This is a genomic window from Marinobacter sp. S6332 (assembly GCF_023016045.1).
Classification (GTDB): Bacteria; Pseudomonadota; Gammaproteobacteria; order Pseudomonadales; family Oleiphilaceae; genus Marinobacter.
Map to the genome: position 1 here is coordinate 55,029 of NZ_JALKAP010000013.1, position 24,698 is coordinate 79,726.

Here is a 24,698-nt window from a genome sequence, read left to right on the forward strand (position 1 = left end):
TTATGGCGGTACGAGTCAGACCTGTTACACAGAGCTTACTTCTGTATTTTCCGGACTGTTGATGCAAACTCGGTTGCGGCCTTCGCTCTTGGCCCGATATAAGGCTTGATCTGAATTTCTCAAAATTTTGCCCATGTCGTCTCCGGGCTTTGAAAAATAGCCGCCAACGCTAACCGTTACCGGTGTGCCTGTTTTGCGGCTTTCTTGCTCAACGTTTTCGCGAATACGTTTGGCGATGTGTTCTAGCGTTGTTGGATCGCATGGGGAGAGCAAAATTACAAATTCATCGCCGCCCCAGCGCCCAGGGTGATCGTATGAACGAAGGGTGGCTTTTAGCCACAAGGCAACCCGGCAGAGAATTTCGTCACCAGCTTGATGGCCTAGTTGATCGTTTATTGACTTGAAGTGGTCAATGTCTAGCCAGATCACACCAAAACCCTTGCCCGATCGCTCTGCCCGATAAATTTCCTCATCCAGAGCTTCATCCAAGCCTCGGCGGTTTTTCAGGCCGGTGAGAGGGTCCACCCGAGCCAGTTCGTGCAATTCATCGGTTCGCTGGGCAACCTTGTTTTCTAATTCCCGAGTAGAGTCACGCAAGCTGACGGTCATTTTTTCAAAGTGATCAACAAGTCGACCGATCTCGTTATCGGGTTTGTCCAGACGCGGTAGGGTAAAGCTCCCGCTCCGAACTTTCTCCACTGCCGCTTCCAGTCCGACAATGGGTTTTACGATGCGCGATTGGATAATGAGGTGGAATACAATTAACGTGATTAGAAGGCTGGCGATAAACACAGCCACCAGAGGCCAAAGGTAGCTTTGTGGCAGCAGAGTGTTGAGGTCTAGCAGGGTGATTTCGAACCAACCAATAGCAGGTAAAAATGCCACGCCTGCCAGATGCTCACGACCTTCTACAGTAACGAAGCCGCTTTCGACATGGCCTGACTTGCCAGCGTTTTTCTTCAATAACTGCAGCATGCCAAGAATTTTCTGTTTATCTTCGGGGGCTTCAAACAGGAGGTCGACGGTATTTTTCTGGCCTTCAGGTTTTACAACACTGGCGAAATCAATGTAATTGCGATCCCGGTAGAGCTGAATGGCGCCGTTGTAGTCGACAAACAGGGTGGTGATGCCTTCCTGATTGATATCGACAATATCTTGCAAAAACGTATCAAGATTCATTCCGGTGCCAACCATACCCACGATCCGCTTGTCAGCATCACGCATGAGAACATCAATCCAAAGCTTAGTGACGCCCAGTTCGGTATCGGGGTTCACGTTCAGATGAAAATCCCGGCCTTCTTCAATTAACTGATAAAACCACGCATCGTCAGGCTTTTCCGAATTCAGAATGTAACGGAACTGCTGGTCTGCAAACTCATTTTTTTCGTTATTGAAGTAGTAGCGGCCGCTGTCTCTGAGCGCTACAAAATAGCTGTTATCACGGAAGTTGGTACGGAAGCTCTCCATCTCGCGGATAGCGTTGGTTTCGAGGGCTTGGTTCTCGGGGTCTTTTGCCCAATTAATCAGCGCGGTAGAGTCGGCCATTTGCCGGGCGAGGCCGATTTCTCGCTCCAGAGATTGTAGTAGGCGAGCGCTATCGTAGCGCACCTGTATCTCTGCCACTTGACGCCCCCAACGTTCAATCAAATCGGCAGATAGCTCTCGGTAGGCCAGCCAAGAGGCGCATGCAGCGACAATGATCAAGCCTGCGGCGAGGCTGAGAAACCGGGTTTTAAGACTCAAGAAGTGCTGGCTCCGTTTTCCGGGGTGTCGGAGTCAATAATAGTGCACTGTCAGCCCCGTGTGTAGAAAACTAGGCCAGAAAACCCTGAAAACCTGTTAAAGGTCATGGCCGGTGCTTTGGGGCACCGGCGGGCTTAGGTTCAGGTGCTCGTACTTTTGGGCTCTAGTCTAGGGTTCAGTTGTGCTCGGAAAAAACCTTGGTTTGCCCGTTATCGTTGAACATCAGCACTTGGTAGTGGTCTTTGCGGTCGCCCATTTCCATACCGGGGGAGCCAGCGGGCATGCCGGGAACAGCTAGGCCTCTGGCCTTTGGCGCGTCGGCGAGAAGCCGCTGAATATCGCTAGCGGGTACGTGGCCTTCAATCACATAGTCACCCACGAAAGCGGTGTGGCAGCTCGCCAGATTGGGGCTAAGTCCAGCTTCCATTTTGACACGGTTCATGTTGTGGGTGTCGGTGACCTCCACATCAAAACCATTGCCTTCCAGATGGTCAACCCAGTCTGTGCAACAACCGCATGTTGGCGATTTATAAACATGAATACTCTGTGCAGCGCCTGCTGCCAGTAGAGGGGTGCTAAAGCCGAGCGCGCCGACCAGAGCCATTCCGAGAATCTGCTTTTTCATGGTTTTTCTCTCTTTAACGTTGTGTTCAATGGTGGCTGTGATCCTGCGCCTGCGCATCACTATCTGTTGACGAAAGCCAGAACCACCACACTGTGGCGGCCATCAGAGCAAGTCCTACGGTATTGACCAGTATTGCTTCCATCAGTTCCGCTCCTCTTTTGGTGCTTGGCCTGACGCTTGGACCGGTTTATGGCTGGTTTTAAACAGGCGCAGCCGGTTGGCGTTGGTAACAACGGTTACTGATGACAGCGACATGGCTGCGCCAGCCAGAATCGGACTCATCAGAATGCCCCAAACCGGATACAACAGGCCAGCGGCAACGGGAATGCCTAGCGTGTTATAAACAAAGGCGCCAAATAGGTTTTGGTGAATGTTTTTTACGGTAGCCCGGGAGATTTCTATGGCATCCGGCACACCGTGCAAAGAGCCGCGCATTAGCGTAATGGCCGCGCTTTCGATGGCGACGTCTGTGCCTGTGCCAATGGCGAAGCCCACATCGGCAGCCGCCAGCGCAGGAGCGTCGTTGATGCCGTCGCCCACCATGGCAACCGTGTAGCCTTTGCCGCGCATTTCATTCACCACATCGGCCTTGTCTTCCGGTAGAACTTCGGCGCGGTAATCGTCGATACCCGTCTTTGCGGCAATGGCTTTGGCGGTGGCGTCTATATCGCCGGTAACCATCATTACCCGTATACCCGCATCGTGTAGGCGCCGAATGGCGGCTTCTGAATCCGCTTTTATAGCATCGGCCACGCCCATAACGCCCAGTAACTCCGTGCTGCGGGCAAGAAACAAGGGCGTGCCGGCTTGCTCGGTGATGGAGTTCTCTGCATCTGCCAGGCTATCCAATGATACGCCTTCGGCCTCCAGCCAGCGGCGGTTACCCAAGCGAATCTTGTCGCCTTCATACTCGCCTGCCACGCCTTTGCCATTCAGTGCTTCAAAGTCAGTCACTTTAAGTGGTTGTGCGCTTTGCTCTTTTGCTTTGTTAACAATGGCTTCCGCAAGCGGGTGCTCGGAGTGCTGCTCCAAGCCTGCAGCTAGCGCCAGAAGCTGTTGTTCATCGCCATTTACCGCATGCACGCTGGTCACCGCCGGGTGACCTTCGGTGATGGTGCCGGTCTTATCAAGAATCACTAAATCCAGTTTACCAGCTGTTTGCAGGGCATCACCCTGACGAATCAGGGCGCCATACTCCGCCGCCTTACCAACACCCACCATCACCGACATAGGCGTAGCTAGCCCTAAAGCACAGGGGCAGGCAATAATCAGTACGGTCGTAGCTGCAACCATCATGTGCACAACCGCGGGCTCAGGGCCAACGTTGTACCAAACCAGCGCAGCGGCGATGGCAATCAACATAACGCTGGGTACGAACACCGATGATATTTTATCTGCCAACCGCCCGATGGCAGGTTTTGAGCCTTGCGCCTTCTTCACCAAATGAATGATCTGAGCCAACGCAGTTTCGCTACCCACCCGCGTGGCCTCATAAACAATTCCGCCGTGGGTATTGAGCGTACCGGCAGAAACATCGTCATCCACGCCCTTGCATACCGGCATGGGCTCACCCGTGAGCATGCTCTCGTCTATACGGGTGCTACCTTCAACAACGCGCCCGTCTACGGGCAAATTCTCACCGGGGCGAACCCGAATGTGGTCGCCTTTGCGCACCTCCTCCACCGGGATATCTTGCTCCTGCCCATCACGGATAACCCGCGCGGTTTTTGCCCGCAAATCCAACAGCCGACGCACAGCCTCGGACGTTTTGCCTTTTGCCCGCAACTCCAAAGCCTGACCCAGATTGATCAAGCCGATAATCATCGCCGAAGCTTCAAAATACACATGCCGAGCCATCTCGGGTAAAGCATCGGGAATACTCACCACCGTGATGGAATACAACCAAGCAGTCCCTGTACCCAGCGCAATAAGCGTATCCATATTGGCATTATGGTGCCGGAAGGCCTTCCAGGCCCCGCTGTAGAAATGCCCACCCGTACCGGCCATAACCGCTAGCGTGAGCAAACCCAAACTCAGCCAAATACCTTGATTCGACTCGGTTACCGTCATGGAGCCAAACCCCATGCCGTAGATCATCATGGCAACGCCCAGCCCCAAGCTAATCGCCATCTTCACCAGTAGAGTTTTATACCGCTTCTTGTCCTCTTCCTGCTTCTTATCATCTGCGGCATCCGCATCTTCAATCACACTGGCGCCGTAACCAGAACTTTCTACGGCCTTAATCAGAGCCTGTGAATCCGACACCCCGGTTGCCGTAGCCGTGTCATCCGCAAGATTCATATGGGCATGGGTAACACCGGGCACCGACTTCAGTGCCTTCTCAATGGTATTTACACAGGAAGCGCAGGTGGCACCGGTAACAGCCAGATGCACCTCATCATCTCCGCGAGCCGGTTTCGGCTTTTCAGGTGCGCTCTCCGGAGGCTTAGCTTGGCCGCCTTCATCTATCGCTTGGTCTAACGGTGCATCAGCGGTGGCAGCCTTGTCAGCTTTGGAAGCGCAGCAACTGGTAGGCTTCTCTGCAGCAGCCACCGGCTCTGCCGGGTACCCCGTCTCAGTCACAACCCGGGCCGCCTCTTTGGCATCGACACCCTCCGGCAAGGACACCGTCTGATCCTCCAGACTAACCTCAACCAAACCCACGTCACCGGTGAGCGGCTCCAGAGCATTACGAATCTTCTTGGCGCAGCCCTGACAAGTCGCGCCGGAAATACTCAGAGTAGGCTTCAACACAGATGCTTCGTTCATAGTGATTTACTCCTCAACCTGCTTTGCGGGAGCCTTGTCATCCCAATGCTCAATCAACCGACAAATGGTGTGACCATCCGGCGTACCGTCGGGCATATCCTGCCAGGCGGCCAATGCTGTTTTCATACGCTTACGCAACTGCTGCAACTCATCAATCTCGCGCTCCACGTCCGCCAGCCGCTGCTGAAACACATCCCGAACCATGGGGCAGGGCGAGTGATGATCATCCGCCTGATCCAAAATCTGCCTAACCTCGGGCAATGAAAACCCCAACTGCCGCGCCTTGCGAGCAAAACGCAAACGGCGAAGATCCTCAGTGTCGTAATGCTGATAATTGTTATCCGGATTCCGAGTAGGTTTGAGCAACCCTTCCCGTGTATAAAAACGCACGGTGTCCGGATTAACCCCAGCAGCAGTAGCAAGTTCTTTAACTTTCATATCCAGCAGCACCGCCAAATTCCAAGGAGCGGCGGTGTGGAAGGCCTGTCCGAAAATGCTCGGAGCCATGGATGGCGGAGAGCAAGCGTACAAGGACGTATTCACAGCGGTTTTCGGACAGGCCTCACACCGTCGCGGCTATCACCGAAGTAGGATAGCTGAGCATATAGAAGATTTAAGGATAGCCTAAAACCTATGACCTACTCACAGGTCAAAGGTTTTCAGGAAGAGGGGCTTTTCGCCCGAAGGAAGGTACCGCAGCTTTTGCACTGATCAGGGGCCATCAACTTAGCCTGCCAGCCAATCTTCACGCCACATGCAGGACAAGCCAGACGCAACTGCAAAATAATAATAGGAGTAACCAAAGCCACAAGCAGAAACCCCAAAGGCCCCCAACTTTCGCCGCTGGAAAGCCCTAGCTGGCTACTGAACACCAGAATAATAACCAGAGCCACAAACGCAAAAATGAAATAATTCCGATTCCAACGCTCCCAGCGGCGAAGCTTGGCATCCTGTTCCGACGTTAAATAACCCGTGGCCATAAAATCTCACCTAAGAATTCAATCACTGCCAACGCAATGGTGGGGATCACAGAAAATAATTACAAACCTCAATCGACCATCGCACACTTTTCAAGCTCACCGCTGGCCAGCGCTTTTTCCAACTCCGCCGCCGGAACAGGGCGGCTGATCAAATACCCCTGAGCTATATTGCAACCCTGACTTTTAAGAAAATCCAACTGCGCTTGAGTTTCCACACCCTCGGCAACCACCCGCAAGCCCAGATTGTGGGCGAGATTAATCACCGCTCGGGTGATCACGGCATCATCGTGGCGCTCAGTCACCTCCGTAATGAACGAACGGTCGATTTTTAGAAGATCCACCGGGAAGTCTTTCAAATACGCCAAAGAAGAATATCCCACACCGAAATCATCAATCGCCAGTTGCACTCCCAAATCATGCAAACGGAACAGCTGATCCCGGTTGTGCTCAATGTTCTGAATGAAAATCTCCTCCGTAAGCTCGACTTCTAAACGATCAGCCGGAATACCCTCGCCATTCAGAGTATCGCGTATGTAATCTACCAAATGCTCATCATCCAACTCCCGCCCAGATAAGTTCACCGCCACTCTAAGGTGTTCAAAAGGTGTGCCCTTCCAGGCAGCTAATTGACGGCAGGCGGCCATAACCACCCAGCGCCCGATATCGGTAATCCGGCCACTTTCCTCTGCTAACGGAATAAACTCTCCCGGCGCTAGAAGGCCCCGACGGGGATGCTGCCAGCGAATCAGCGCCTCGACGCTTTTGACCTTGTTGCTGTTCAGGTTTAGCTGTGGCTGGTAGTGCAGCACAAACTCATTGTTCGCAAGCGCCTGACTCAGGTCCTTTTCCAGTTCAAGACGCATTACCTCCCGCTCCTGCATACCCTCAGTATAGAATTGGTAGGTATTACGGCCTTGATCCTTAGCCCGGTACAGGGCGATATCGGCGTTGCGCAGGAGGGTATCGGCGTCTAGACCGCTCTGGGGATAAACGGCAATGCCTAGGGTTGCGGTAATATTGTGAGTTTCGTTCTCGACTACAAAAGGCATTTCAAAACACTGTTTTATCTGGCCCAGTAAGTGAATGGTATCGTCAATATCCTCCACATACTGTTGGCAGATCATAAACTCGTCACCACCGGAATAGGCTACTGTAATGCGCTCGTCACTGAGTTGGTTCAGGCGTCCGGCAACCTGAGCCAGCAACGCATCACCAAACTGGTGCCCTAGAGAGTCGTTCAGCATCTGAAAGCGGTCGAGATCCAGCATCACAAACGCCACTTGCCGCATCTGGCGATCCGCAATTGTCAGCGCATGGGCCAAGTCTTCCATAAAAAAGCGCCGGTTCGCCAAACCGGTGAGAACATCGGTGGATTCCAGCCGCACCAAGTCTTGTTGCATAGCTTTGCGTTGGGCAATTTCCTCATCCAGCACCCGACGTGTTGCCAGCAAATCCCGATTGCGTTTGAGTGTGAGTTGCAAGAAAAGTGTCGCAAGACTGGCCACCAACCCCGTAAAGACAAGCAAAATGAAAACCCAGCGAGGCCAAGGGCTGGTTTGTTTATTCACCCATGCCGGGGAAGGTTCAAGTGTTATCTGCCAGTCCAGAGTCGGCAGCTCGATTGGTACGGTGTGGGACATGGAGTCACCGGCACTCTCGAAAGCGCTCAGAGCATAGACCTGTGTACCTTTACTTAAAAGTTCGATGCGGAACATTGCCGGTTCCCGGGTTGCCAGCAGTTCGCTAGCCAGTGTTTCCATTCTGAAAACTGCAGCGATAAAACCATTGTTGTCTGGCCCGGCTCCCACCGGCGCATAGATAACAACGCCTTTGCCTCCCTGTCGTAACTCCAGTACATCGGAAATATCGATATCGCCTGAAAGCTTCGCAGCCTCGAGAGCCGTTCTACGTTGTTCGTTGAAGGCAACGTTGAACCCAAGGATTGTGCTATTCAGCGAAGGTGGCTCTATCCAGCGGATAACATTGCTGCGGTCGATCCACTCGATCAGAGAATAAATGCGGTAGTCTTCTAGATAATTGCGGGCATCCTTCCGCCATTGACTTTCCGGGATTGCCGGATCCACTACCATTCGGTCGGCCATCCGTTGGATGGCGCCCGCATGAGCCAGAAACTCACGCTCCAGATTGGCAGCCATGAGCCTGGTTTCGTTTTCGAGGTTGGCTTGGATCTGACCGGTATATTGGTGAATCAAGCCCCAGCGAAGCCCTGCTGCCATGGCGAAAAATAAAAGAAAGATCACCCCTGGAAATATGGGATGCAGCAACCGCTTCACCAAAGGCCCGTGTTTTTGGGGTGATTGTTTCAATACGTGCACCGTTTAACATTAACCTGACGCATTAGTGTAACGGCAGCTTGTAACAAATAATAAATCAATTTTCGCTAAAGATATGCCCAGTTGCATTGCAGGTCATGTTCTGGAACTTACTGTGGGGATACCCAGCCGAGGAATCTCTTGCTTCGGGCACTTGTCCATCACCACCGTTAGCCCGGCAGCTTCCGCCCGCGCGGCTCCGGCTTCGTTGATCACACCAATCTGCAGCCAGATAACCGGAATATTGAGTTCTATCGCCTGATCAATTACTGCGTCCGTGCGCTCTGGCGCCAGAAACAGTTCCACCATATCGACCGGTTCCGGCAGCGAGGCAATATCGGCGTACACTGTCTCGCCCAGCACTTTTTGACCGGCGAGGCGGGGGTTAACAGGAATCATCCGGTATCCGTGGTGCTGCATATACTCCATGACCTCGTGAGAGGGCCTGTGGGTTTTCTCGCTGGCGCCTACAAGAGCAATGGTGCGAACGCTTTCAAGAATTGCGCGCATTTGATCGGGTTGATTGCTTGGCATGGTGATGGCCCCTATGGTGCGTTATCGGTATTGAATCAACGGTGCGCCTCAAGACAAACAGACACAGATTCGGCATAGCGTAACGCGTGGGGCTTGTCGATTTCCACTTGCGCCCACTGCACCGCCCCATGCTCCATAACGATATTGAGCACCTCGTGAGTTAGGCGCTCCAGCAGCGCAAAGCGGTTGCCGTCCACGTGACCAATAATCTGCTTGGTAATGGTGCGGTAATTGAGCGCCGCAGTGATCTCGTTGCGGTTAATTGCCTCTGTTGCATCGTAAGTCAGGCATACATTGATGATCACATCCTGCTGATTGTTTATTTCCTCTTCCTTTATGCCTATGTAGGCACGCAGCAGCAAATCCTTTATTTGTACTCTTGCCTTGTGGTCGCAGGAAACCTTTGTCATACCGCCTCCATCAGGCCGTCGCGATTAGCGATTGCCGCTGATCAAATTAAAAAACTCTGTGCGTGTTGCCTGAGACTTCCGGAACTGGCCCAGCATCATCGAGGTTTTCATTTTTGAGTTCTGTTTCTCCACACCACGCATCATCATGCACATGTGTTGGGCTTCGATAACAACGGCGACGCCTTTGGCACCGGTAACGCTCTCAACCGCTTCGGCGATTTGTCGGGTCAGGTTTTCTTGAATCTGCAGGCGACGGGCGTACATATCCACAATGCGTGCAAACTTGGACAAGCCCAAAACACGGCCTTGGGGCAGGTAAGCGATGTGACACTTGCCGATAAAGGGCAGGACGTGGTGCTCGCACATGCTGTAGAGCTCAATGTCTTGCACCACAACCATTTCGTCCATCGTGGATTCAAAGACCGCGTTGTTAACAAGGTCGCTGAGATCCTGCTGGTAGCCTTGGGTAAGGAACTGCATGGCTTTGGCGGCGCGCATGGGGGTATCCTGCAGACCTTCACGGTTGGTGTCTTCACCCAGCCCGTTGATGATGGCGCGGTAGTGCCCCGCGAGGTCGTCAAGGAGTTTGGTCATAGTGATATCCGGTTCTCTTAATGGTGCGGAGGTGGGGTATAAGGGCCAAAGCTTAAGTGAATTTGCCCTTTATCTCTACGATTTACGACTATGTGCACGGAAAAGACCAATCACCAATAGTAGTTTAAAGGCTACTGCTGCGCCGCTCTGGCAGGAGGGGCGGGTTTATTCTAAAGTCGCGGGCTATAAAGGTATTATCGGGGACAGCGCATGGACAAGGACAAACCGGGCAGCCAGGATCAACGAGTCTCTGGTTGCGAGGTGGTTGCACTTGAAGAGTGGCAACAGGGAGGCAAGTGGTTTACCTACGAAGGCCATGCAATATTCAGCCGTATGGCGGGTCAGGGTGAGCCGCTGCTCCTGATACATGGGTTCCCCACGGCAAGTTGGGACTGGAACCGGCTTTGGCCCATGCTGCTCCAGAATAACCATTTGCTGGCTTTGGACATGCTTGGGTTCGGTTTCTCCGACAAGCCCCGTAAGCACGCTTACAGCATTGAAGACCAATCAGACTTGATGCAAGGGTTGCTGGAAGGGCTTGGGCTCAGGTCGGTGCACCTGCTTGTCCATGACTATGGTTGCAGTGTCGCTCAAGAACTTCTGGCCCGTGAGCAGGAAGGGGTTTTGCCCTTCGAGATTGCCAGTGTCTGCTTTTTAAACGGGGCGCTGTTTCCAGAAGTGCACAGTCCCCTAATGATTCAGAAGTTACTGTGCAGCCCCTTGGGTGGGTTGCTCGGTAGGGGGTTGACCCGGCGTAGCTTCGAGCGGAGTTTTTTAAAGCTGTTTGGCAGCAAAAATCGCCCAAGCGATCAAGATACAGACGATTTTTGGCATCTGCTTACCTACAACAATGGCCGCGGCATCCTGCACCAACTCATCCACTTTATGGAGGAACGCCGGTGCCACCGTCACCGCTGGGTGTCGGCGTTGCAGAATGCCAAACAACCCATGTGCCTTATTTCAGGTGTCGCAGACCCGGTATCGGGCGCGGCCACGGCCCGACGATATCAGGAGTTAATTCCCGAGCCCGACGTGGTGCAGTTAAGGAATGTTGGACACTACCCGCACTTTGAGAGCCCTTGGGAGGTGTTTGCCGCCTACAGGGAGTTTCGCAAGCGCCACGCGGGACATTAACTTGCTATGGGTTTTGGGGGATTGTCCGGATCATGAGGCTCTGACGACGGGTGGCTGCTTGCACTGACAACCTGATTTCGCCCCCTTGATTTGGCCTTGTAAAGCGCCTGATCCGCTCTATTCAGCCACACAGACCAGGTTTCGCCTTTACTAACCTCGGCGATACCGGCACTGGCGGTCACTTTAATATTCTCAAGAAACGGCCGGGCGTTGATGCTGGTCAGCAGCTGTTGTGCTAGAAGGTTGCACTCATGCTGGTTGGTTTCAGGCAACACGATCATGAACTCCTCACCGCCGATTCGGAATAGTTTGTCGCTTTCCCGGAGGCGCTTACGCAATCTAAGAACCATCTCTTTAAGCACCTTGTCTCCCGCGAGGTGCCCCCATTGGTCGTTGATGAGTTTGAAGTGATCGAGGTCCAGTAGAATTAGGCTAGACACGCGTTCATAGCGTTCACGCATCTGGATTTGGCTGTTCAGAATATCTGCCAACTGCGATCGGTTGAGGCACCCCGTTAGAGGATCGGTAGTTGCCACACGGCTGAGCTCGTTCTGCAGCTTTCCCACCAGCCAGGCAAAAATCATGGAGAACACACAGGTAAGACCGAGCGAAAAGGTAATGCGCCAGAAATCAGCCTCGGGAAACTTCAGGAAAGAAACCACAGCCATAGTGGTGACAAAAATGATGTTGCTGGCTATGGCCTCCCTTAGAGGCAGCAAAAAAAACAGGGCTGATGCTGCCGGGTAGGCCCAGTATAGACCTGCGTGTCCGTTAATAGCTGTTGAATAGGCGGCACTCGCAACGGCAAGGAGCGGGAATAGCCTGCCTTTCAGGAAATAGGTGTCACGCAGCCACAACAGGGTGATCACAGCAAGCGCGTTAATACAGAAGAGAATCAACAGGCCGGAAAGTAGAAAGTGATGGTGCTGCCATTGCACTACAACCAGCGGAGCCACGGCAATGAATGCCCACAAGTGCAGGTGGTAGACCAGTTGACGTTTGAAACCAAGCACGGCGAAGGTTGGGTTAGTGGATGAGTGGTCGATAGAAGAAAACGTGTTCACAGAACACTCCAGCTAGGTTTTGTTTAGTCGCCCTGCATGTGCAATTGGGCTTGTATTCGAGTTTAGCATGGGTATTCAATTGTTCATCTGAAGTGTTTGTTTATTGGCAGTATTAGTGTTGTTCAGTTGGCCCCTTATGACCACTTCGCTAAAATGCTCTGGCTATTTGATTACCATTCACACTAAACCCTTATGGAAAAACCCTTATGACCGCCATCCACACTCGCGCTCCCGCACTTACTATCCGGGCGGGTCGCCGAACCCTGCAGCGGTTACAGGAAAAGCCCCTAACACCGGATGATGTGCACGTAGTACCCGGAGCTGCCGGTGGCCCTAAGGCTCTCGGTCTTAGTGGTTTGGACAAGGCAATTTTTGGTGACTGGCTACCTCGGGTTGAGCAGGAGCGCTCTTTGATTGGCTCGTCTATTGGTAGCTGGCGGTTTGCGGCGATTGCCTCATCGGACAACCCGAGTGCCCAACTGACCCGGCTAGCGGAGCTCTATACGGCACAGCGATTTGCGAAAGGTGTCAGTGCTGCCGAGGTGACTCGCCAAAGCGCTTTGTTTCTCGATGAGTTAATCGGTGGGCGGGAGGACTACATCCTTGGGCATCCCTGGTATCGTTTGAATGTAGTCGTTGTGCGCAGTTTGGGCATGCTAGAGCCAGATACCCGAGCCCGGCTAACATTTGGTTTGGTGACGGCCATCGGAGCCAACGCTGTCGGTCGGCGGCATCTGGGGCGCTTTATGGAGCGCGGGATACTTCATGACGCAAGATTGAAGGCGCCATTGTCGCCGCTGGCTGACTTTCGCAGCTACGAAGTACCCTTGAGCCGCGAAAACTTGCTGCCTGCTCTGCTTGCATCTGCGTCCATTCCCATGGTGATGTCCGGTGTTCGGGATATTCCGGGCGCCCCGAACGGTATCTATCGAGATGGTGGGCTGTTGGACTACCACCTTGATTTGCCCTACGAGCAGCCGGGCGTGGTTCTATACCCGCACTTCACCGACCGCGTGGTACCTGGGTGGTTTGATAAAACGCTGCCGTGGCGTCGTGGCGATGCAACTCGTTTGCAGGATGTGCTGTTGGTGGCGCCTTCTAGGGACTATCTGGAGCGCCTACCGGACGGCAAGCTGCCAGACCGTAAGGATTTCGAAACCTACTTAGGAAACGACAGCGGTCGGGAGCGCGCATGGCGCAGAGCCATTGCCGAGAGCGAGCGCCTGGGCGACGAGTTTCTTGAATTGCTTGAAACAGGCCGTCTGGTGAATGCTCTTCAACCGTTATGACGGCTGGCCAGCTTGCTGCTTAGGCAGAAGGACGCGCTGATAACTGGCCAGCGCTGCCATAAACGACTAGAAACGTAGCGAAAGCCGTGACCACAACGGAGGGGCCTGCTGGCGTGTCCAAATGCCACGACAGGCTTAGACCACCTGCCACCGCAATAAATCCGAACACGACGGCTAGAGCCGCCATTTGTTCCGGGGTGTTGGCTAAGCGGCGCGCCGTGGCTGCCGGAATAATCAGCAAAGCGGTAATTAGCAGTACACCGACCATCTTCATGGCAACCGCAATCACGAGTGCAAACATCAGCATCAACAGCAGGCGCAGGCGCTCGACGGGTACGCCTTCCACCCGGGCCAACTCTTCGTGGATAGTGCTCATGAGCAAGCCACGCCAAAGAACGGTTAGCAGCGATAGAATCAAAACAGCGCCGCCGTAAATCCATAGCAGGTCGTTGCGGTTCATGGCCAGTAGGTCGCCAAACAAAAGGCCGGTCAGATCGATCCGCACGCTCGGCATAAAGCTGAGTGCAACCAAGCCGATGGCCAGCGCGCTGTGGGCGAGAATGCCTAACAGTGTGTCGGTTGCGAGTGTTTTGTTGCGAGAAAACAACATCAAAGCCATGGCCAAAATTACACTGGTAATGATCACCCCTAGATGCAGTGGAACACTGATCAAAAAGCTTAGGGCTATTCCCAGTAGTGCCGAGTGGGCCAGAGTATCTCCGAAATACGCCATTCTTCGCCACACAACAAAACAGCCCAACGGCCCGGCGATCAGCGCCACACCCAAACCACCAATAAGTGCGCGCCAGAAGAAGTCATTCAGTAGCGTATCAATGATGCTCATGGCGGCACTCCTCATGCCCGGTGGCTAAATGGGATGCATCGGAGCCAACAACGTTGCCGTGCAGGTCGTGACTGTGGTTGTGATGGTGGTGATACACCGCCAGAGACTCGGCTACTGGTCGGCCAAAGGTTTCAATAAACGCTGGGTCGTGCGAGATGTCGGCAGGGTAGCCGCTGCAGCATACGTGTTGGTTCAGGCAAATAACCTTATCGGTGGCCGCCATAACCAAATGCAGGTCGTGGGATATCATGATAACACCACAGTTGAGCTCGTCTCTTAGCTGGCGGATAAGATCGTAAAGCGCTGCCTGGCCGTTGATATCAACGCCCTGAGCTGGCTCATCAAGTACCAGAAGGTCGGGCTTTCGGACCAAGGCTCTCGCCAGTAAAAGTCGTTGTTGCTCGCCCCCAGATAAGTGATGCACCGAGGCTTTGAGTAGATGACTAACTCCGGTTCTTGCCAGTGCAGACTCACACTCCGCAAGCGACTGGCCACTGAGCAACATAAAGCGTTTGACGCTTAGGGGGAGGGTTGATTCCAGACTCAAATGCTGGGGCACATACCCGATAACCAGATCCTGTGCACGCATGATACGACCACTGGTAGATACCTGAATACCCAGAATGGTTTTGATCAACGTGGTTTTACCCGCACCGTTAGGGCCGATGATGGTAATGATGTCGCCCCGGTGCAGCGATAAGTTCACCCGATCAACAACCAAACGGTCGCCAAACCTCACGGTAAGGTCTTCGATGGTAACCAGTGCTTCACTCATGATGCTGGTCCGCCTGACAACCGGGGCATAGACCTGCTACCTCCAGTGTTATTGCTTCGGGTTGAAAGGCTTCAGCACTGGCGGCATTTTCGATGGCGGTGGTTACAGATGATTCCATTAACTCGAGTACGTTGCCGCAGGCGCGGCAGATAAGGAACATTCCAGTGTGATGTTTACCGGCATGGGTGCAGCCAGTAAAAGCATTGAGGGATGCTATCCGATGCACCAGACCGTATTGCTGAAGAAAATCCAGAGCCCGGTAGACCGTTGGTGGCGCAGCGTTATGGCCTTCCGAGGTCAGTTTTGCCAGCACGTCGTAGGCACCGAGGGGCTTGTGGGATTGCCAGATGAGTTCCAGAACCCGTTCGCGCGTGGGCGTTAGGCGGGCATTCTGTTGTTGGCAAATGGCTCTGGCTTCAGCCAGCGCATGACTGACACAAGCATCATGGTTGTGTGGGCGGTACGGGAGCGCGCGGGAAGACATAGTCGGAATCCTGCAAGGTTTGCAACATTATAACATTTGCAGGTGCCCAGATGCCAAGACGGTAAATACTTAGGGCTTAAGCTAAGGACTCGTTGGCAAGGGTTTCCAGATAGTCCAAGTTGGGAATCCAGGCTGTTTCGCCATCAACGTCAACCAGCATTAAATCGGCAGGCCCGTTTTCAGCCTCGAGTTGTTTGATCTGCTCTTGCCCAATTCGAACTTGACTGGGAATGCCCTGAGTAATCAGAGCAATAAAGCGAAGCTTTTTGTTGGCACTAACACTGTTGAGCACAACAATCCGGCCACGGTTTTCACCGGGCACAGTCAAATTGCCACCATTGGCCGCATCGTAGGAGACAACCGGTAAACTCAGCCCCCTCCAATCGAGGAAGCCCGCAAGCCAGTCGGGTGCCCCGGTACCAGCATCGTTGCTGGCATAGTCCACCACCTCGGCAATGGATACGTTAGGCAGTAAAAGCTGTCGCCCGCTCACAGGAATCATGACGCAGGAGAGGGTTTGGCTGTTGTCATTCATTGCTTGTGTCCTCAGGCGGAGCCCCGTTTCTGCCTGCCTTTAAGCAAGCAGGATTCTTCGATGGTTTTAACCAGTTCCCGGGCTAGCTGCTCGGGTGTACCGCAGAAGCTGGCGCAGCCAGTAGCGGCGACAGAATCTGGCATTGAGCTGTTGCCACAACTGGTGCTTTCCTGCACCCAGATTCGGCTTCCATAAGCTTTAAGCAAAGGCGCTGCTATTGCACCATCATTACCCATGCCGGAAAACAGGATTGCATGACAGTGAGCGCCATAATGGTCGGCCGTATTCAGTAGCACCTTATCAATCGAGGGGCTATAAGGCCCGGGCCAAGGTGTGTCCTGTTCTGTTAGAACACCGGTCGTATCAAACTTCCATTCGTGCTCGACTGGCATCAGCACTACATCGCCATTTTTCACCCTATAGTTCTCTTCTGCATGCCGCAGCTTGTAATGGGCATGACGGCCAAGCACCCGGGTGAGCACTTCGGCAAAATTACCATCAATATGCTGGGCGTACACGAAACCGACTGGCAGGCCCGGTGGCAGGCTGTCCAGAAAGGCTTTCACTGCGGCAGGGCCACCAAGCGAAGCACATAATACCCAGATTTCGTCAGCCACAGAGCCGGGGGCTGCCGGTGCGAGCCACTGTGGCAGCTCGGATGATACCGGGCTTTCCGGAACCCGCACTTCAAGTTCTTCGATGCTGGCTTTGGAATCCAGCTGGGCAAGGTCACCCAGTTGCTGCTCCAGCTTGCCCAGTAACCTTCGCTCCCAGCGAAAGTAATTTGTGGTGCCGGAGCTGGGTGCTTGATCCAGCCCGAACAGAACCGGCGCTTCGGTATTATCCAACAGGTAATCAAACAGCGCCGGGTGGTCTGCCTCGTCTTCCAGTGTTACCAACCAGAGCCCGGCTTCCGGAAAGTCGGGGTGGCTCTGCAACCGCTCCGGGTCGCCGGAGAAACAAACATCAAGGCCGAACTTGGCGGCGGCTGCCTGCAGTCGATGCCGCTGCAGGACAATGTCCGACACGATTCCAACTCGAGCCCGACCGCTTTGGCCGGTCATTACTGCTTACCGGTTAGCCGTTCAATGGTCTTCAGCAACTCGGTCTCCTGGAACGGCTTGCCGAGGTATTCATTCACGCCGATAGCCAGTGCCCGTTCACGGTGCTTTTCGCCGGTTCGGGAAGTAATCATACAAATTGGCATATCGCGCAGGTTGTCATCGTGCCTTACGAAGCTGGCAACCTCAAAGCCATCCATACGCGGCATTTCAATATCCAGAAGCATGATGTCCGGCTTGTGATCCTGCAATTGCGCTACAGCATCCAAACCATCTTTTGCGGTGATAACTTCCATACCATTACGTTCAAGTAGGCGCGAGGTAACCTTGCGTACGGTAACCGAGTCGTCCACCACCATGATAACGGTGGGCCGTTCTTCAAAGCGGGCGGACTCCCGAACTTTTTCGAGTTCGGTTAGGCGCTGACGCTCAGACAAGATATCGGAACGAATCATGGCTGGCAGATCAAGAATTACCACCACGTTACCATCACCCAGAATGGTGGCACCGGATACGCCTCGAACAGTACCGAATTGCGGCCCTAGCGATTTAACAACAATTTCTCGACTGCCCATCAGGTTGTCTACCTGAAGTGCCATGGGTTGTTCTGCGCCACGAACCAGAATCACTGGCAGCGGCAAGGCTTGGCCCTGCAGCTTGGGGTGGTGGTCGCTGTTCAGCAGGCTGCCCAAATACTGCAAGCGGTACTCCTGACCTGCGTATTCGTACATGGGAGCATCCGGCTTGTAATATTCCTCAAGCTCGTAGGTGCTAACCCGGACGATACCTTCGATGGTGTTGAGGGGGATGGCGTAGAAGTCTTCACCTGTGGATACCATTAGAGCGCGGTTTACTGAAACGGTGAACGGCAGTCGAACGGTAAATACAGCACCTCTTCCCACCTGCGATTCAATTTCTAGGCTTCCACCGAGCTGTTTGATCTCACTGGCTACCACGTCCATGCCAACGCCGCGGCCGGAAATCTGTGTCACGTTTTGGGCGGTTGAGAAACCGGGTTGTAAGATAAACTGGAGAATCTCACGCTCGGAGAGATCTTCATCCTCCTGCAACAGCCCCTGACGAATAGCCTTGTCCCGGATCACGTTAGAAGGTATGCCAGCACCATCGTCCACCATGCGCAGCACTACATCGCCGCCTTCGCGGGCCAGAGACAAGGTAACTTCGCCTGCTTCTGCTTTACCCTTTTTCTTACGGTCAGCCGGGCTCTCGATACCGTGGTCGATGGCGTTGCGCAACATGTGCTCCAGCGGCGCAATCATACGCTCCAGAATGTTGCGATCCATTTCGCCTTCGGCATTGCGAACATCAAACTCGACTTTTTTGCCCAATTCGCCACTGATCTGACGCACGATTCGACGTAGGCGCGGCACCATGGAGACAAATGGAATCATTCGGGTCTTCATCAGACCTTCCTGAAGCTCGGTATTGATACGAGATTGCTGAACCAGCAGTGTTTCTGTATCCCGAACCCTGTCAGCCAGCGTCTCACGCAAATCCGCAAGGTCTGAGGAGGATTCCGTTAGCGCCCGCGATAACTGCTGGATGGATGAATACCGGTCCATTTCCAGCGGATCGAAGTCGTCTCCGTAATCCGGCCCATGCTCTTTCTCGGCGCTGAACAGAATTTGTGCCTCGGTTTCGATTTCCATCCGGCGCAGCTGTTCCCGCAAACGCTCGATGGTCGCGGCCATTTCATCCAAGGTGTGGCCGAAATCACTGCTTTGCTGTTCCAGTCGGCCACGGGTAATACTGGTTTCACCCGCTAGGTTAACCAGTTCATCCAACAATGGTGCGGATACCCGTATGGTTTCCTGAGCGGCACGCTGAGCATCCGCCGCTCTATCCCGAGCCTTAGCCCGGACAGGCTTGGGTGCAGGTTTAACCTGAACTTCTGGCTGTGCCGGGGTTTGAACCTCAGATGCCGCTTCGGCATCGGGCTCAATAGTTGCTGCATTGGATTCGTAGCGCCCTCGTATATCGGCAACCAGAGCAATAATGCCATCATGATCCTGAGTAATGGCTTGCCATTGACTGTCATCAGGAGCCTGACCGCCCAGATCAATCAAGCGTGTTTCGAAGCTATGAGCTTTGTCACCCAATTGGGAGAGCTGGGATAAACGTGCGCCGCCTTTCAATGTATGGAGTGCGCGCTGTGCTTCCTGATTGAAGTGGCTGTTGGCCGGGTCTTTGCGCCAGTCGGCAAGAAGCTGCTCCAACTGGTCCATGATCTCGCCAGCTTCTTCCAGGAATATCTCTAGAATCTCCGGATCGATGGCGTCTTGATCGGCGCTTGCCTCTTCTTCCTGTGGTGTCTCCAGGCTTTCGGTATCCAGTGCCTGTGCACTGCTGAACGCTGCAAGTAGGTCAGCCTCTGCTACCGGTTCCCTCCCTTGCGCCAGTTCATCAAGCATGGCCCTCAGGTTATCTAGCCCGCGTCCGCTCAGAGTGAGCAGAAGCTTCTGATTGCCCGGGGTCGACATGAGTAGATCGAGTGCGCCTGCCCAGGCTTCCGCCAATTCTGCAATGGGGTCAACATCAGACAGCCGGGCGCCACCCTTTAGAGTGTGCAATTCTTGCTGAAGCTGCCCAGCGCCGTTCATTGTCTGAGGGTCTTCACGCCATTGGTCTAAGCACTCGCTGATGGCGTCATGGATCTCATGACCTTCATCTAAGAAAATGCTGGCGATATCGTTGTGTTCACCTTCATCTTCATCTTTATCTTCGGCGTACGCGTCCGCTGGCGTGATTTCAGGAGAGGCTACAGGGGTCTCGATTTCCTCAGACTCTGCTTCGGTGGGCACAGGTTCGCCACTGAGAATTGCCTCAACCTGATTCACCAAATCGATGGCGGGCGGGCAGGGCTTTTGGGTAGCAACCTGCTCAACCATTTGCGCTAGACGGTCGTGACAGGCAAAAAGTACGTCGTTCATGGCACTGCTGGCTTCTAGCTGGCCTTCGGCCACTTTCTCGAATAGATCCTCGAGCACGTGGGTTAGGTCACCAATGGCTTCAACGCCAGCCATGCGGGCGCCACCCTTCAAGGTGTGAACGTCGCGCTGAAGTTCTGCGGCAACCGAACGATTAGATGGGTCTTCACTCCAGGTGTGCAGAGCACTGCCCGTTGAGTTGATCAGGTCATAGGCCTCTTCAAGGAAGATGCCAATGAGTTCCGGATCCATGTGCGAAAGATCGGTTCCGACCTCTTCCGTATCTGGCGCTTCTGCTTCTTCAAGCTCCAGCAGCGGCGGCAAGATATCTTCAGATTCTACGCTGTCCGGCTCATCGGGTAGCGCCACATCTGTAACTGGCCGCGAGCTGCCAGTGCTATCCATGTAAGCGTGGATTTCACTGATGAGATCCGGCGCAGGGTGAGGCAGCTCCTTGGCATCCAGACTGTCCACCATGGCAGCCAATCGGTCATGACAACGGAATAGAAGGTCTGACAACTCTTCGTTAACGGACAGCCGTTTTTCGGTCAGCCCTTCGAACAGGTTTTCAAGCTCATGGGCCAGATCGCCTACTGCTGAAATATCGGCAAGTCGAGCGCCGCCCTTCAAGGTGTGAAGGTCTCGCTGTAGCAGGCGCAGTATTTCTAGACTGCCGGTAGCTTCGCTCCAGCTTTGCAGGGCTTCCGCCGTGCTGTTGATGAGTTCCCGCGCCTCTTCGAGGAAAATCTCTGCGAGTTCGTCATCTAATTCACTGTCAGAGACGTCGGCATCGCCATCATCTGCCCAGTCGGTTTCAGGTAGAGGTAGGTCGGACGTTGGCTGCGGCTCTTTGCTCGTTTCATCAGCAACAGAGGGATCAAGCTCGTCCATGTCGAAGCTGAGGTCGATTTCTTCCAGATCTTCTGTGAACTCTTGGTCGAAGGCGCTTTTACCTTCGTCGGCTTCGGAGAAAGATGCGGTCAGTGCTTCAAGCTCCGTCACCAGTTCGTCGCCAGATTCGGTAGCCAGCCCTGCGGCAACCTGATCCATCATATTGATCAGGTGCTCGTGGGCGTTGCGCAGGGTCGCGAAGAACTGTTCATCCGGTGCTTCGTTCCGGGCTGCGGTGGCCACGTAAACTTCTTGCAAGGCTTCTGACAACGCTGCGACATCCGGTAGCCCAGCGTCGGAGGCAGCGTCGGTAAGCTGCGTCAGCTCTGCTGTGAGGCGCTGAATCGGATCTTGGTCTTGAGGGTTTTCTGCCCACTGCGCAAGAATAAGATCGGCATCCAGAACAACGTCCAAACCTTCATTGAGGAATAGCTGAACCAGCTGAGAAGGCGCCGGTTGTGTACTACCGCTGGTATCTTCACTGTAGCTGTGGAGTGTTTCGTTGGAGATGCGCTCCAGCTTTTCCAGAAACTCGTCAGTGCCGGGCAACGAGGCTTGGGGTTGCTTGCGTATCTGGGCCAAGCCTTGTGTCAGGAATTCGCAGGCCGTTTCAATCAGTGAAAGCACGTCACGGTCGGCGCGCAGATTTTGCGCGCGGGACTCTTTTACGAAGCGCTCAAGCGGCGCAATAACCGCTGCAATTGGCGCTATGCCTGCCGTATGCGCGCTGCCTTTGAGGGTATGTAATGCCCGTGAAAGGTTATCAGTGTAGGAAACGCTAATCTTGTCACCAGCAGATGCCAGATACTCTTTGAGGGTTTGCAGATGGGTCTCTGTTTCGCTCTCGAAGATATCCAGTAGCACCGGATCGGCAGCTTCATCCTCCTCATAGAGTTCGGCTTCAGTGCCTTCTATTTCAATAGAGCCAGATACACTATCGGCTTCGGCGGCAGGCATGGTGCTGGCATCCGGGATTTCACCGTCCGCAAGCGCTTTCGCCCGCGCTTCCAAACCTGAGGTATCAAACGAAGGCGGCTGATGGTTTTCAAAATCACTGACCAGAGCCGGGAAAACTTCGGTGGCATCTTCCAGCAGACGAGCAATGTCGTCGTTCATGAAGGTACTGCCGTCGATCACACGGTTCAGCAGGTTCTCTACCGACCAGGCAAGCTCTCCCACAACCAGTGCACCGACCATACGGCCGCTGCCTTTGAGCGTATGATAGGCACGGCGGACTTCAGCAAGTGCGCTACGGTCATCGTGCTGACGCAGCAACATGGGCAGGTATTCACGGATGGTGTCCAGAACCTCGCCCGCTTCTTCGACAAAAATCTCCAGAATTTCGTCGTCAATCAAGTCGTCCTGTTGCTCAGAGCGGGAAGCTACTACCGGCTCTGGAGAAGTCTCAACAATGGGCATCTCATGCGGGGTTTCGAAGGTCTCCGGCGTTTCAGCCTGCTCGCCTTCGCTGCGACGGGTTGTTGCCATGGCTTCGCCACGCTCAATCAACTCGGCAACGTCACCCGTGGTTTGGCCATCGCGGAACTCATGAATCAGCGAGGGAATGCGGGCGTTCGCTTCATCGATGTATGAGAACAGATCGTCATTAGGCTTGATGCTTTGATCAATAACTCGGTTCAGCAGATTTTCCACAGACCAGGCGAGCTCGCCTAGGCTGGTAGCGCCAACCAAACGACCACTGCCTTTGAGCGTGTGGTACGCGCGGCGGACTTCGGTCAGTGCCGGACGGTCGTCGTGGTTTTGACGGAGACGCGGGTAAAATTCGTGGATTGTCTCCAGAACTTCTTCGGCTTCCTCTACAAAAATGCCGAGAATTTCGTCGTCCAAAAGTTCTTCATCGGAGCCTTTGGTTTCGAGTTGTTGCGCTGTGCCACTTGCGATGGGCGCATCTTCTTCAGTAATAGGCTCAACTACCGGTATTTCTTCCGCTGCGGGCTCTGTGCCCCAGGTGGGTTCCTCGCCTACCGGGAAGCCAAGGCTTGCAAGGCTCTCTTCCGCGATGCGCAGAATATCTTCGTTATCACTGATGCCTTCTGCCAGTCGCTCAAGGTAGTACTCGATGCTGGTGATTGCATCGGCAAGGGTATCGAGCTGCTTCCAATCCGGAACGTGCCTGTCACTGAGCAGAACGTCTGAAATGTAGCGTTCAGCAGAGGCTAGCATGCTGGCCACGCGCTCCAGTGGCACCAAGCTCAGGCCGCCACGAATGCTGTGAAGCAGGCCGGGAACATGTTCGATTTCCCGAATGTCCCATTGGGAGGCAATAAAGTTGATGACCGCTGACTTTACCTGCTCCAGCGTATTGCGGGATTCCCTCAATAGCGCGCTGCTGGCCTCGCCGAGCTCTCGAGAACCCTGATTGCTTGGCAGGTTATCAATGTTGCTTCCGGAAGATTCCGGTTGCCGGTCACTGTCGAGCCCGGCAAGGCTGGCTTCCACATAAAGCAGAGCGCCGGCTATGTCCATCATGGTGCCGTCGTCGACTAACTCACTCTGAACACTCAGTTTTTCTATAAGCTCGATTTGATCGGTAATAACCTTTCGCGGTATGCCTAAACCCAGCACAGCAAGGGTATTACCCACCTGCACCAAGCCGGGAAGAAGGTCTTCGAGTTCGCTGTTTTGACGCAGCTCTGACCGCACAAACAGGTCTAGCTGGTCTTTAAGTTTTGCAAGTTCTTCGTTGAGCGCACTAACAACAGAGTGAATCGCTTCACGGCCTGGACCGGAGACACGATTTCGGGCAGCGACCACATCATCGTCAGACGGCAGGGCCTCACCTAGTTGGTAGCGGCTGCGCAGATCCCGGACGTTTTCGGAATCCAAATCCCGCGCCCGAGCGACGTAATAAAGTAGGTGCTTGAGCAGGGCATCGGGCGCTGGCTGTGAGAGAATATCTGCGTGCTCGTCGGTAAGGCGGCGGATTTCACTGTCGAGCTCACGCAGCAGGGATTTTACCGCAGCGTTAACCGGATTGGCTTTTGCCTGAAGGGTTTCCACGAAAGCAGCAGCTGCTTTCCAGAGTTCCCCGCGCGGAGTTCTCTGGCACAAGCGAATCAGCCTGTGGATAACCTTTTGCAGGTATACAAACTGGGCGTCGAGGTCTTCTTCGCGAATAATACCCGCAAGCGCAAACTGGTACATTTGCCGAAGCTTGCGAATATGGCCAAGCACCGTGGGGTCCTGCAGCCGTTGCGAGACACTGCTCGCTACCTTCATGCGTGAGGGCGCCAGATCGGGCTTGAACAGAGACGTGTCTGAAAGCAGGGAATCACCGCGTGCTGCCCGCAGATCGTTCAGCAGAGGTAGCAGCACCATGGGAAAATCATCTTGGCTACTGGCCAGATGCTCCAGATACTGTGGAAGCTGCAGAATGGCCTGCATCAGTACCTCAACGGCTTCGTCCACGCTGGTGACGCTGTTATCCAGCACCGCCTGAGTGAGCTTTTCCATTTCTTCGGTCAGCAGAGCCGCACCGTAAAGCTCAACCATCTGCAGGGTGCCATGCACCTGATGGAGATAATTCAGGCAGAAACGCAGGCGTGCCGTGTCGTCACGATTTTCGACATACGCCTCAAGCGCATGCTGACCTTGGGTCAGCGTGTCCTGTATTTCGCCCCGAACCCAGTCGAGGGCGATGCTGTCATGGTGATTGCCCATAACC

The 24,698-nt window shown here is 54.0% G+C and carries 18 protein-coding genes; 2 read left to right on the top strand and 16 right to left on the bottom strand.

All coding sequences use genetic code 11. From position 1 onward, the window contains the following. Window positions 1-24: 24 nt before the first annotated feature. The 9 genes from MWU62_RS16345 to folE all read right to left on the bottom strand — a co-directional run bounded on the left by MWU62_RS16345 (window position 25) and on the right by folE (window position 9,988). Complete coding sequence (locus tag MWU62_RS16345; protein ID WP_247115882.1) at window positions 25-1,743, bottom strand: diguanylate cyclase; 1,719 nt, start codon at window positions 1,741-1,743, stop codon at window positions 25-27. A 175-nt stretch (window positions 1,744-1,918) separates the two neighbouring features. Beyond that, window positions 1,919-2,368 (bottom strand): DUF411 domain-containing protein, encoded by a 450-nt coding sequence (locus tag MWU62_RS16350; protein ID WP_247115883.1) that lies wholly within the window; start codon window positions 2,366-2,368, stop codon window positions 1,919-1,921. 141 nt (window positions 2,369-2,509) lie between these two features. Next, the gene (locus MWU62_RS16355) at window positions 2,510-5,137 is read right to left on the bottom strand and encodes a heavy metal translocating P-type ATPase (RefSeq protein ID WP_247115884.1); all 2,628 of its coding nucleotides are present in this window, start codon (window positions 5,135-5,137) and stop codon (window positions 2,510-2,512) included. Window positions 5,138-5,143: 6 nt separating this feature from the next. Then, the gene (locus MWU62_RS16360; protein ID WP_247115943.1) at window positions 5,144-5,575 is read right to left on the bottom strand and encodes a MerR family transcriptional regulator; all 432 of its coding nucleotides are present in this window, start codon (window positions 5,573-5,575) and stop codon (window positions 5,144-5,146) included. A gap of 221 nt (window positions 5,576-5,796) precedes the next feature. Then, window positions 5,797-6,117, bottom strand: coding sequence for a hypothetical protein (locus MWU62_RS16365; protein WP_247115885.1), 321 nt, complete (start codon window positions 6,115-6,117; stop codon window positions 5,797-5,799). Window positions 6,118-6,185: 68 nt separating this feature from the next. Beyond that, window positions 6,186-8,354, bottom strand: coding sequence for an EAL domain-containing protein (locus MWU62_RS16370; protein ID WP_247115944.1), 2,169 nt, complete (start codon window positions 8,352-8,354; stop codon window positions 6,186-6,188). A 192-nt stretch (window positions 8,355-8,546) separates the two neighbouring features. Further along, window positions 8,547-8,984, bottom strand: coding sequence for a CoA-binding protein (locus tag MWU62_RS16375; protein ID WP_247115886.1), 438 nt, complete (start codon window positions 8,982-8,984; stop codon window positions 8,547-8,549). Between the two features lie 35 nt (window positions 8,985-9,019). Further along, complete coding sequence (folX, locus tag MWU62_RS16380) at window positions 9,020-9,394, bottom strand: dihydroneopterin triphosphate 2'-epimerase (protein WP_216006932.1); 375 nt, start codon at window positions 9,392-9,394, stop codon at window positions 9,020-9,022. Between the two features lie 24 nt (window positions 9,395-9,418). Continuing rightward, window positions 9,419-9,988: a GTP cyclohydrolase I FolE gene (folE, locus tag MWU62_RS16385; protein ID WP_247115887.1), complete on the bottom strand. Its 570-nt coding sequence runs from the start codon at window positions 9,986-9,988 to the stop codon at window positions 9,419-9,421. Between the two features lie 210 nt (window positions 9,989-10,198). On the opposite strand from folE, the gene MWU62_RS16390 reads away from it, so the two are divergent. Continuing rightward, window positions 10,199-11,122, top strand: coding sequence for an alpha/beta hydrolase (locus MWU62_RS16390; RefSeq protein ID WP_247115888.1), 924 nt, complete (start codon window positions 10,199-10,201; stop codon window positions 11,120-11,122). Here MWU62_RS16390 and MWU62_RS16395 read toward each other — a convergent pair. Beyond that, window positions 11,119-12,186 carry a GGDEF domain-containing protein gene (locus MWU62_RS16395; protein ID WP_247115889.1) on the bottom strand — a complete coding sequence of 356 codons (1,068 nt, stop codon included), beginning with the start codon at window positions 12,184-12,186 and terminating at the stop codon, window positions 11,119-11,121. The two genes, MWU62_RS16390 and MWU62_RS16395, sit on opposite strands and share 4 nt — an antisense overlap. Before the next feature lie 206 nt (window positions 12,187-12,392). Here MWU62_RS16395 and MWU62_RS16400 point away from each other — a divergent pair, with 206 nt between their 5' ends. Continuing rightward, complete coding sequence (locus tag MWU62_RS16400) at window positions 12,393-13,475, top strand: patatin-like phospholipase family protein (RefSeq protein ID WP_247115890.1); 1,083 nt, start codon at window positions 12,393-12,395, stop codon at window positions 13,473-13,475. Window positions 13,476-13,494: 19 nt separating this feature from the next. Here MWU62_RS16400 and znuB read toward each other — a convergent pair whose 3' ends face one another. The 6 genes from znuB to MWU62_RS16430 form a co-directional block, all read right to left on the bottom strand. Further along, the gene (znuB, locus tag MWU62_RS16405) at window positions 13,495-14,319 is read right to left on the bottom strand and encodes a zinc ABC transporter permease subunit ZnuB (RefSeq protein ID WP_247115891.1); all 825 of its coding nucleotides are present in this window, start codon (window positions 14,317-14,319) and stop codon (window positions 13,495-13,497) included. Then, window positions 14,306-15,094: a zinc ABC transporter ATP-binding protein ZnuC gene (znuC, locus tag MWU62_RS16410; RefSeq protein WP_247115892.1), complete on the bottom strand. Its 789-nt coding sequence runs from the start codon at window positions 15,092-15,094 to the stop codon at window positions 14,306-14,308. The genes znuB and znuC overlap by 14 nt, the downstream gene beginning before the upstream one ends. Then, the gene (locus MWU62_RS16415) at window positions 15,087-15,578 is read right to left on the bottom strand and encodes a Fur family transcriptional regulator (RefSeq protein WP_247115893.1); all 492 of its coding nucleotides are present in this window, start codon (window positions 15,576-15,578) and stop codon (window positions 15,087-15,089) included. Before MWU62_RS16415 ends, znuC begins: the two co-directional genes overlap by 8 nt. A 76-nt stretch (window positions 15,579-15,654) precedes the next feature. Next, window positions 15,655-16,113, bottom strand: coding sequence for a chemotaxis protein CheW (locus MWU62_RS16420; RefSeq protein ID WP_247115894.1), 459 nt, complete (start codon window positions 16,111-16,113; stop codon window positions 15,655-15,657). Window positions 16,114-16,124: 11 nt separating this feature from the next. Then, the gene (locus MWU62_RS16425) at window positions 16,125-17,177 is read right to left on the bottom strand and encodes a chemotaxis protein CheB (RefSeq protein WP_247115895.1); all 1,053 of its coding nucleotides are present in this window, start codon (window positions 17,175-17,177) and stop codon (window positions 16,125-16,127) included. Then, a complete protein-coding gene (locus MWU62_RS16430) occupies window positions 17,177-24,694 on the bottom strand; it encodes an Hpt domain-containing protein (protein WP_247115896.1) in 7,518 nt (2,505 codons plus the stop codon). The genes MWU62_RS16425 and MWU62_RS16430 overlap by 1 nt, the downstream gene beginning before the upstream one ends. Between the last annotated feature and the right edge of the window lie 4 nt (window positions 24,695-24,698).

Bases quoted from the DNA above. Each gene is read 5' to 3' on its own strand.
- MWU62_RS16360 (WP_247115943.1), bottom strand. From the start codon at position 5,575: ATGAAAGTTAAAGAACTTGCTACTGCTGCTGGGGTTAATCCGGACACC.
- MWU62_RS16400 (WP_247115890.1), top strand. From the start codon at position 12,393: ATGACCGCCATCCACACTCGCGCTCCCGCACTTACTATCCGGGCGGGT.
- MWU62_RS16370 (WP_247115944.1), bottom strand. From the start codon at position 8,354: ATGGCAGCAGGGCTTCGCTGGGGCTTGATTCACCAATATACCGGTCAG.
- folX (WP_216006932.1), bottom strand. From the start codon at position 9,394: ATGACAAAGGTTTCCTGCGACCACAAGGCAAGAGTACAAATAAAGGAT.
- znuC (WP_247115892.1), bottom strand. From the start codon at position 15,094: ATGAGTGAAGCACTGGTTACCATCGAAGACCTTACCGTGAGGTTTGGC.
- MWU62_RS16355 (WP_247115884.1), bottom strand. From the start codon at position 5,137: ATGAACGAAGCATCTGTGTTGAAGCCTACTCTGAGTATTTCCGGCGCG.
- MWU62_RS16420 (WP_247115894.1), bottom strand. From the start codon at position 16,113: ATGAATGACAACAGCCAAACCCTCTCCTGCGTCATGATTCCTGTGAGC.
- MWU62_RS16390 (WP_247115888.1), top strand. From the start codon at position 10,199: ATGGACAAGGACAAACCGGGCAGCCAGGATCAACGAGTCTCTGGTTGC.
- MWU62_RS16425 (WP_247115895.1), bottom strand. From the start codon at position 17,177: ATGACCGGCCAAAGCGGTCGGGCTCGAGTTGGAATCGTGTCGGACATT.
- MWU62_RS16375 (WP_247115886.1), bottom strand. From the start codon at position 8,984: ATGCCAAGCAATCAACCCGATCAAATGCGCGCAATTCTTGAAAGCGTT.
- MWU62_RS16350 (WP_247115883.1), bottom strand. From the start codon at position 2,368: ATGAAAAAGCAGATTCTCGGAATGGCTCTGGTCGGCGCGCTCGGCTTT.
- znuB (WP_247115891.1), bottom strand. From the start codon at position 14,319: ATGAGCATCATTGATACGCTACTGAATGACTTCTTCTGGCGCGCACTT.
- MWU62_RS16430 (WP_247115896.1), bottom strand. From the start codon at position 24,694: ATGGGCAATCACCATGACAGCATCGCCCTCGACTGGGTTCGGGGCGAA.
- MWU62_RS16415 (WP_247115893.1), bottom strand. From the start codon at position 15,578: ATGTCTTCCCGCGCGCTCCCGTACCGCCCACACAACCATGATGCTTGT.
- MWU62_RS16365 (WP_247115885.1), bottom strand. From the start codon at position 6,117: ATGGCCACGGGTTATTTAACGTCGGAACAGGATGCCAAGCTTCGCCGC.
- folE (WP_247115887.1), bottom strand. From the start codon at position 9,988: ATGACCAAACTCCTTGACGACCTCGCGGGGCACTACCGCGCCATCATC.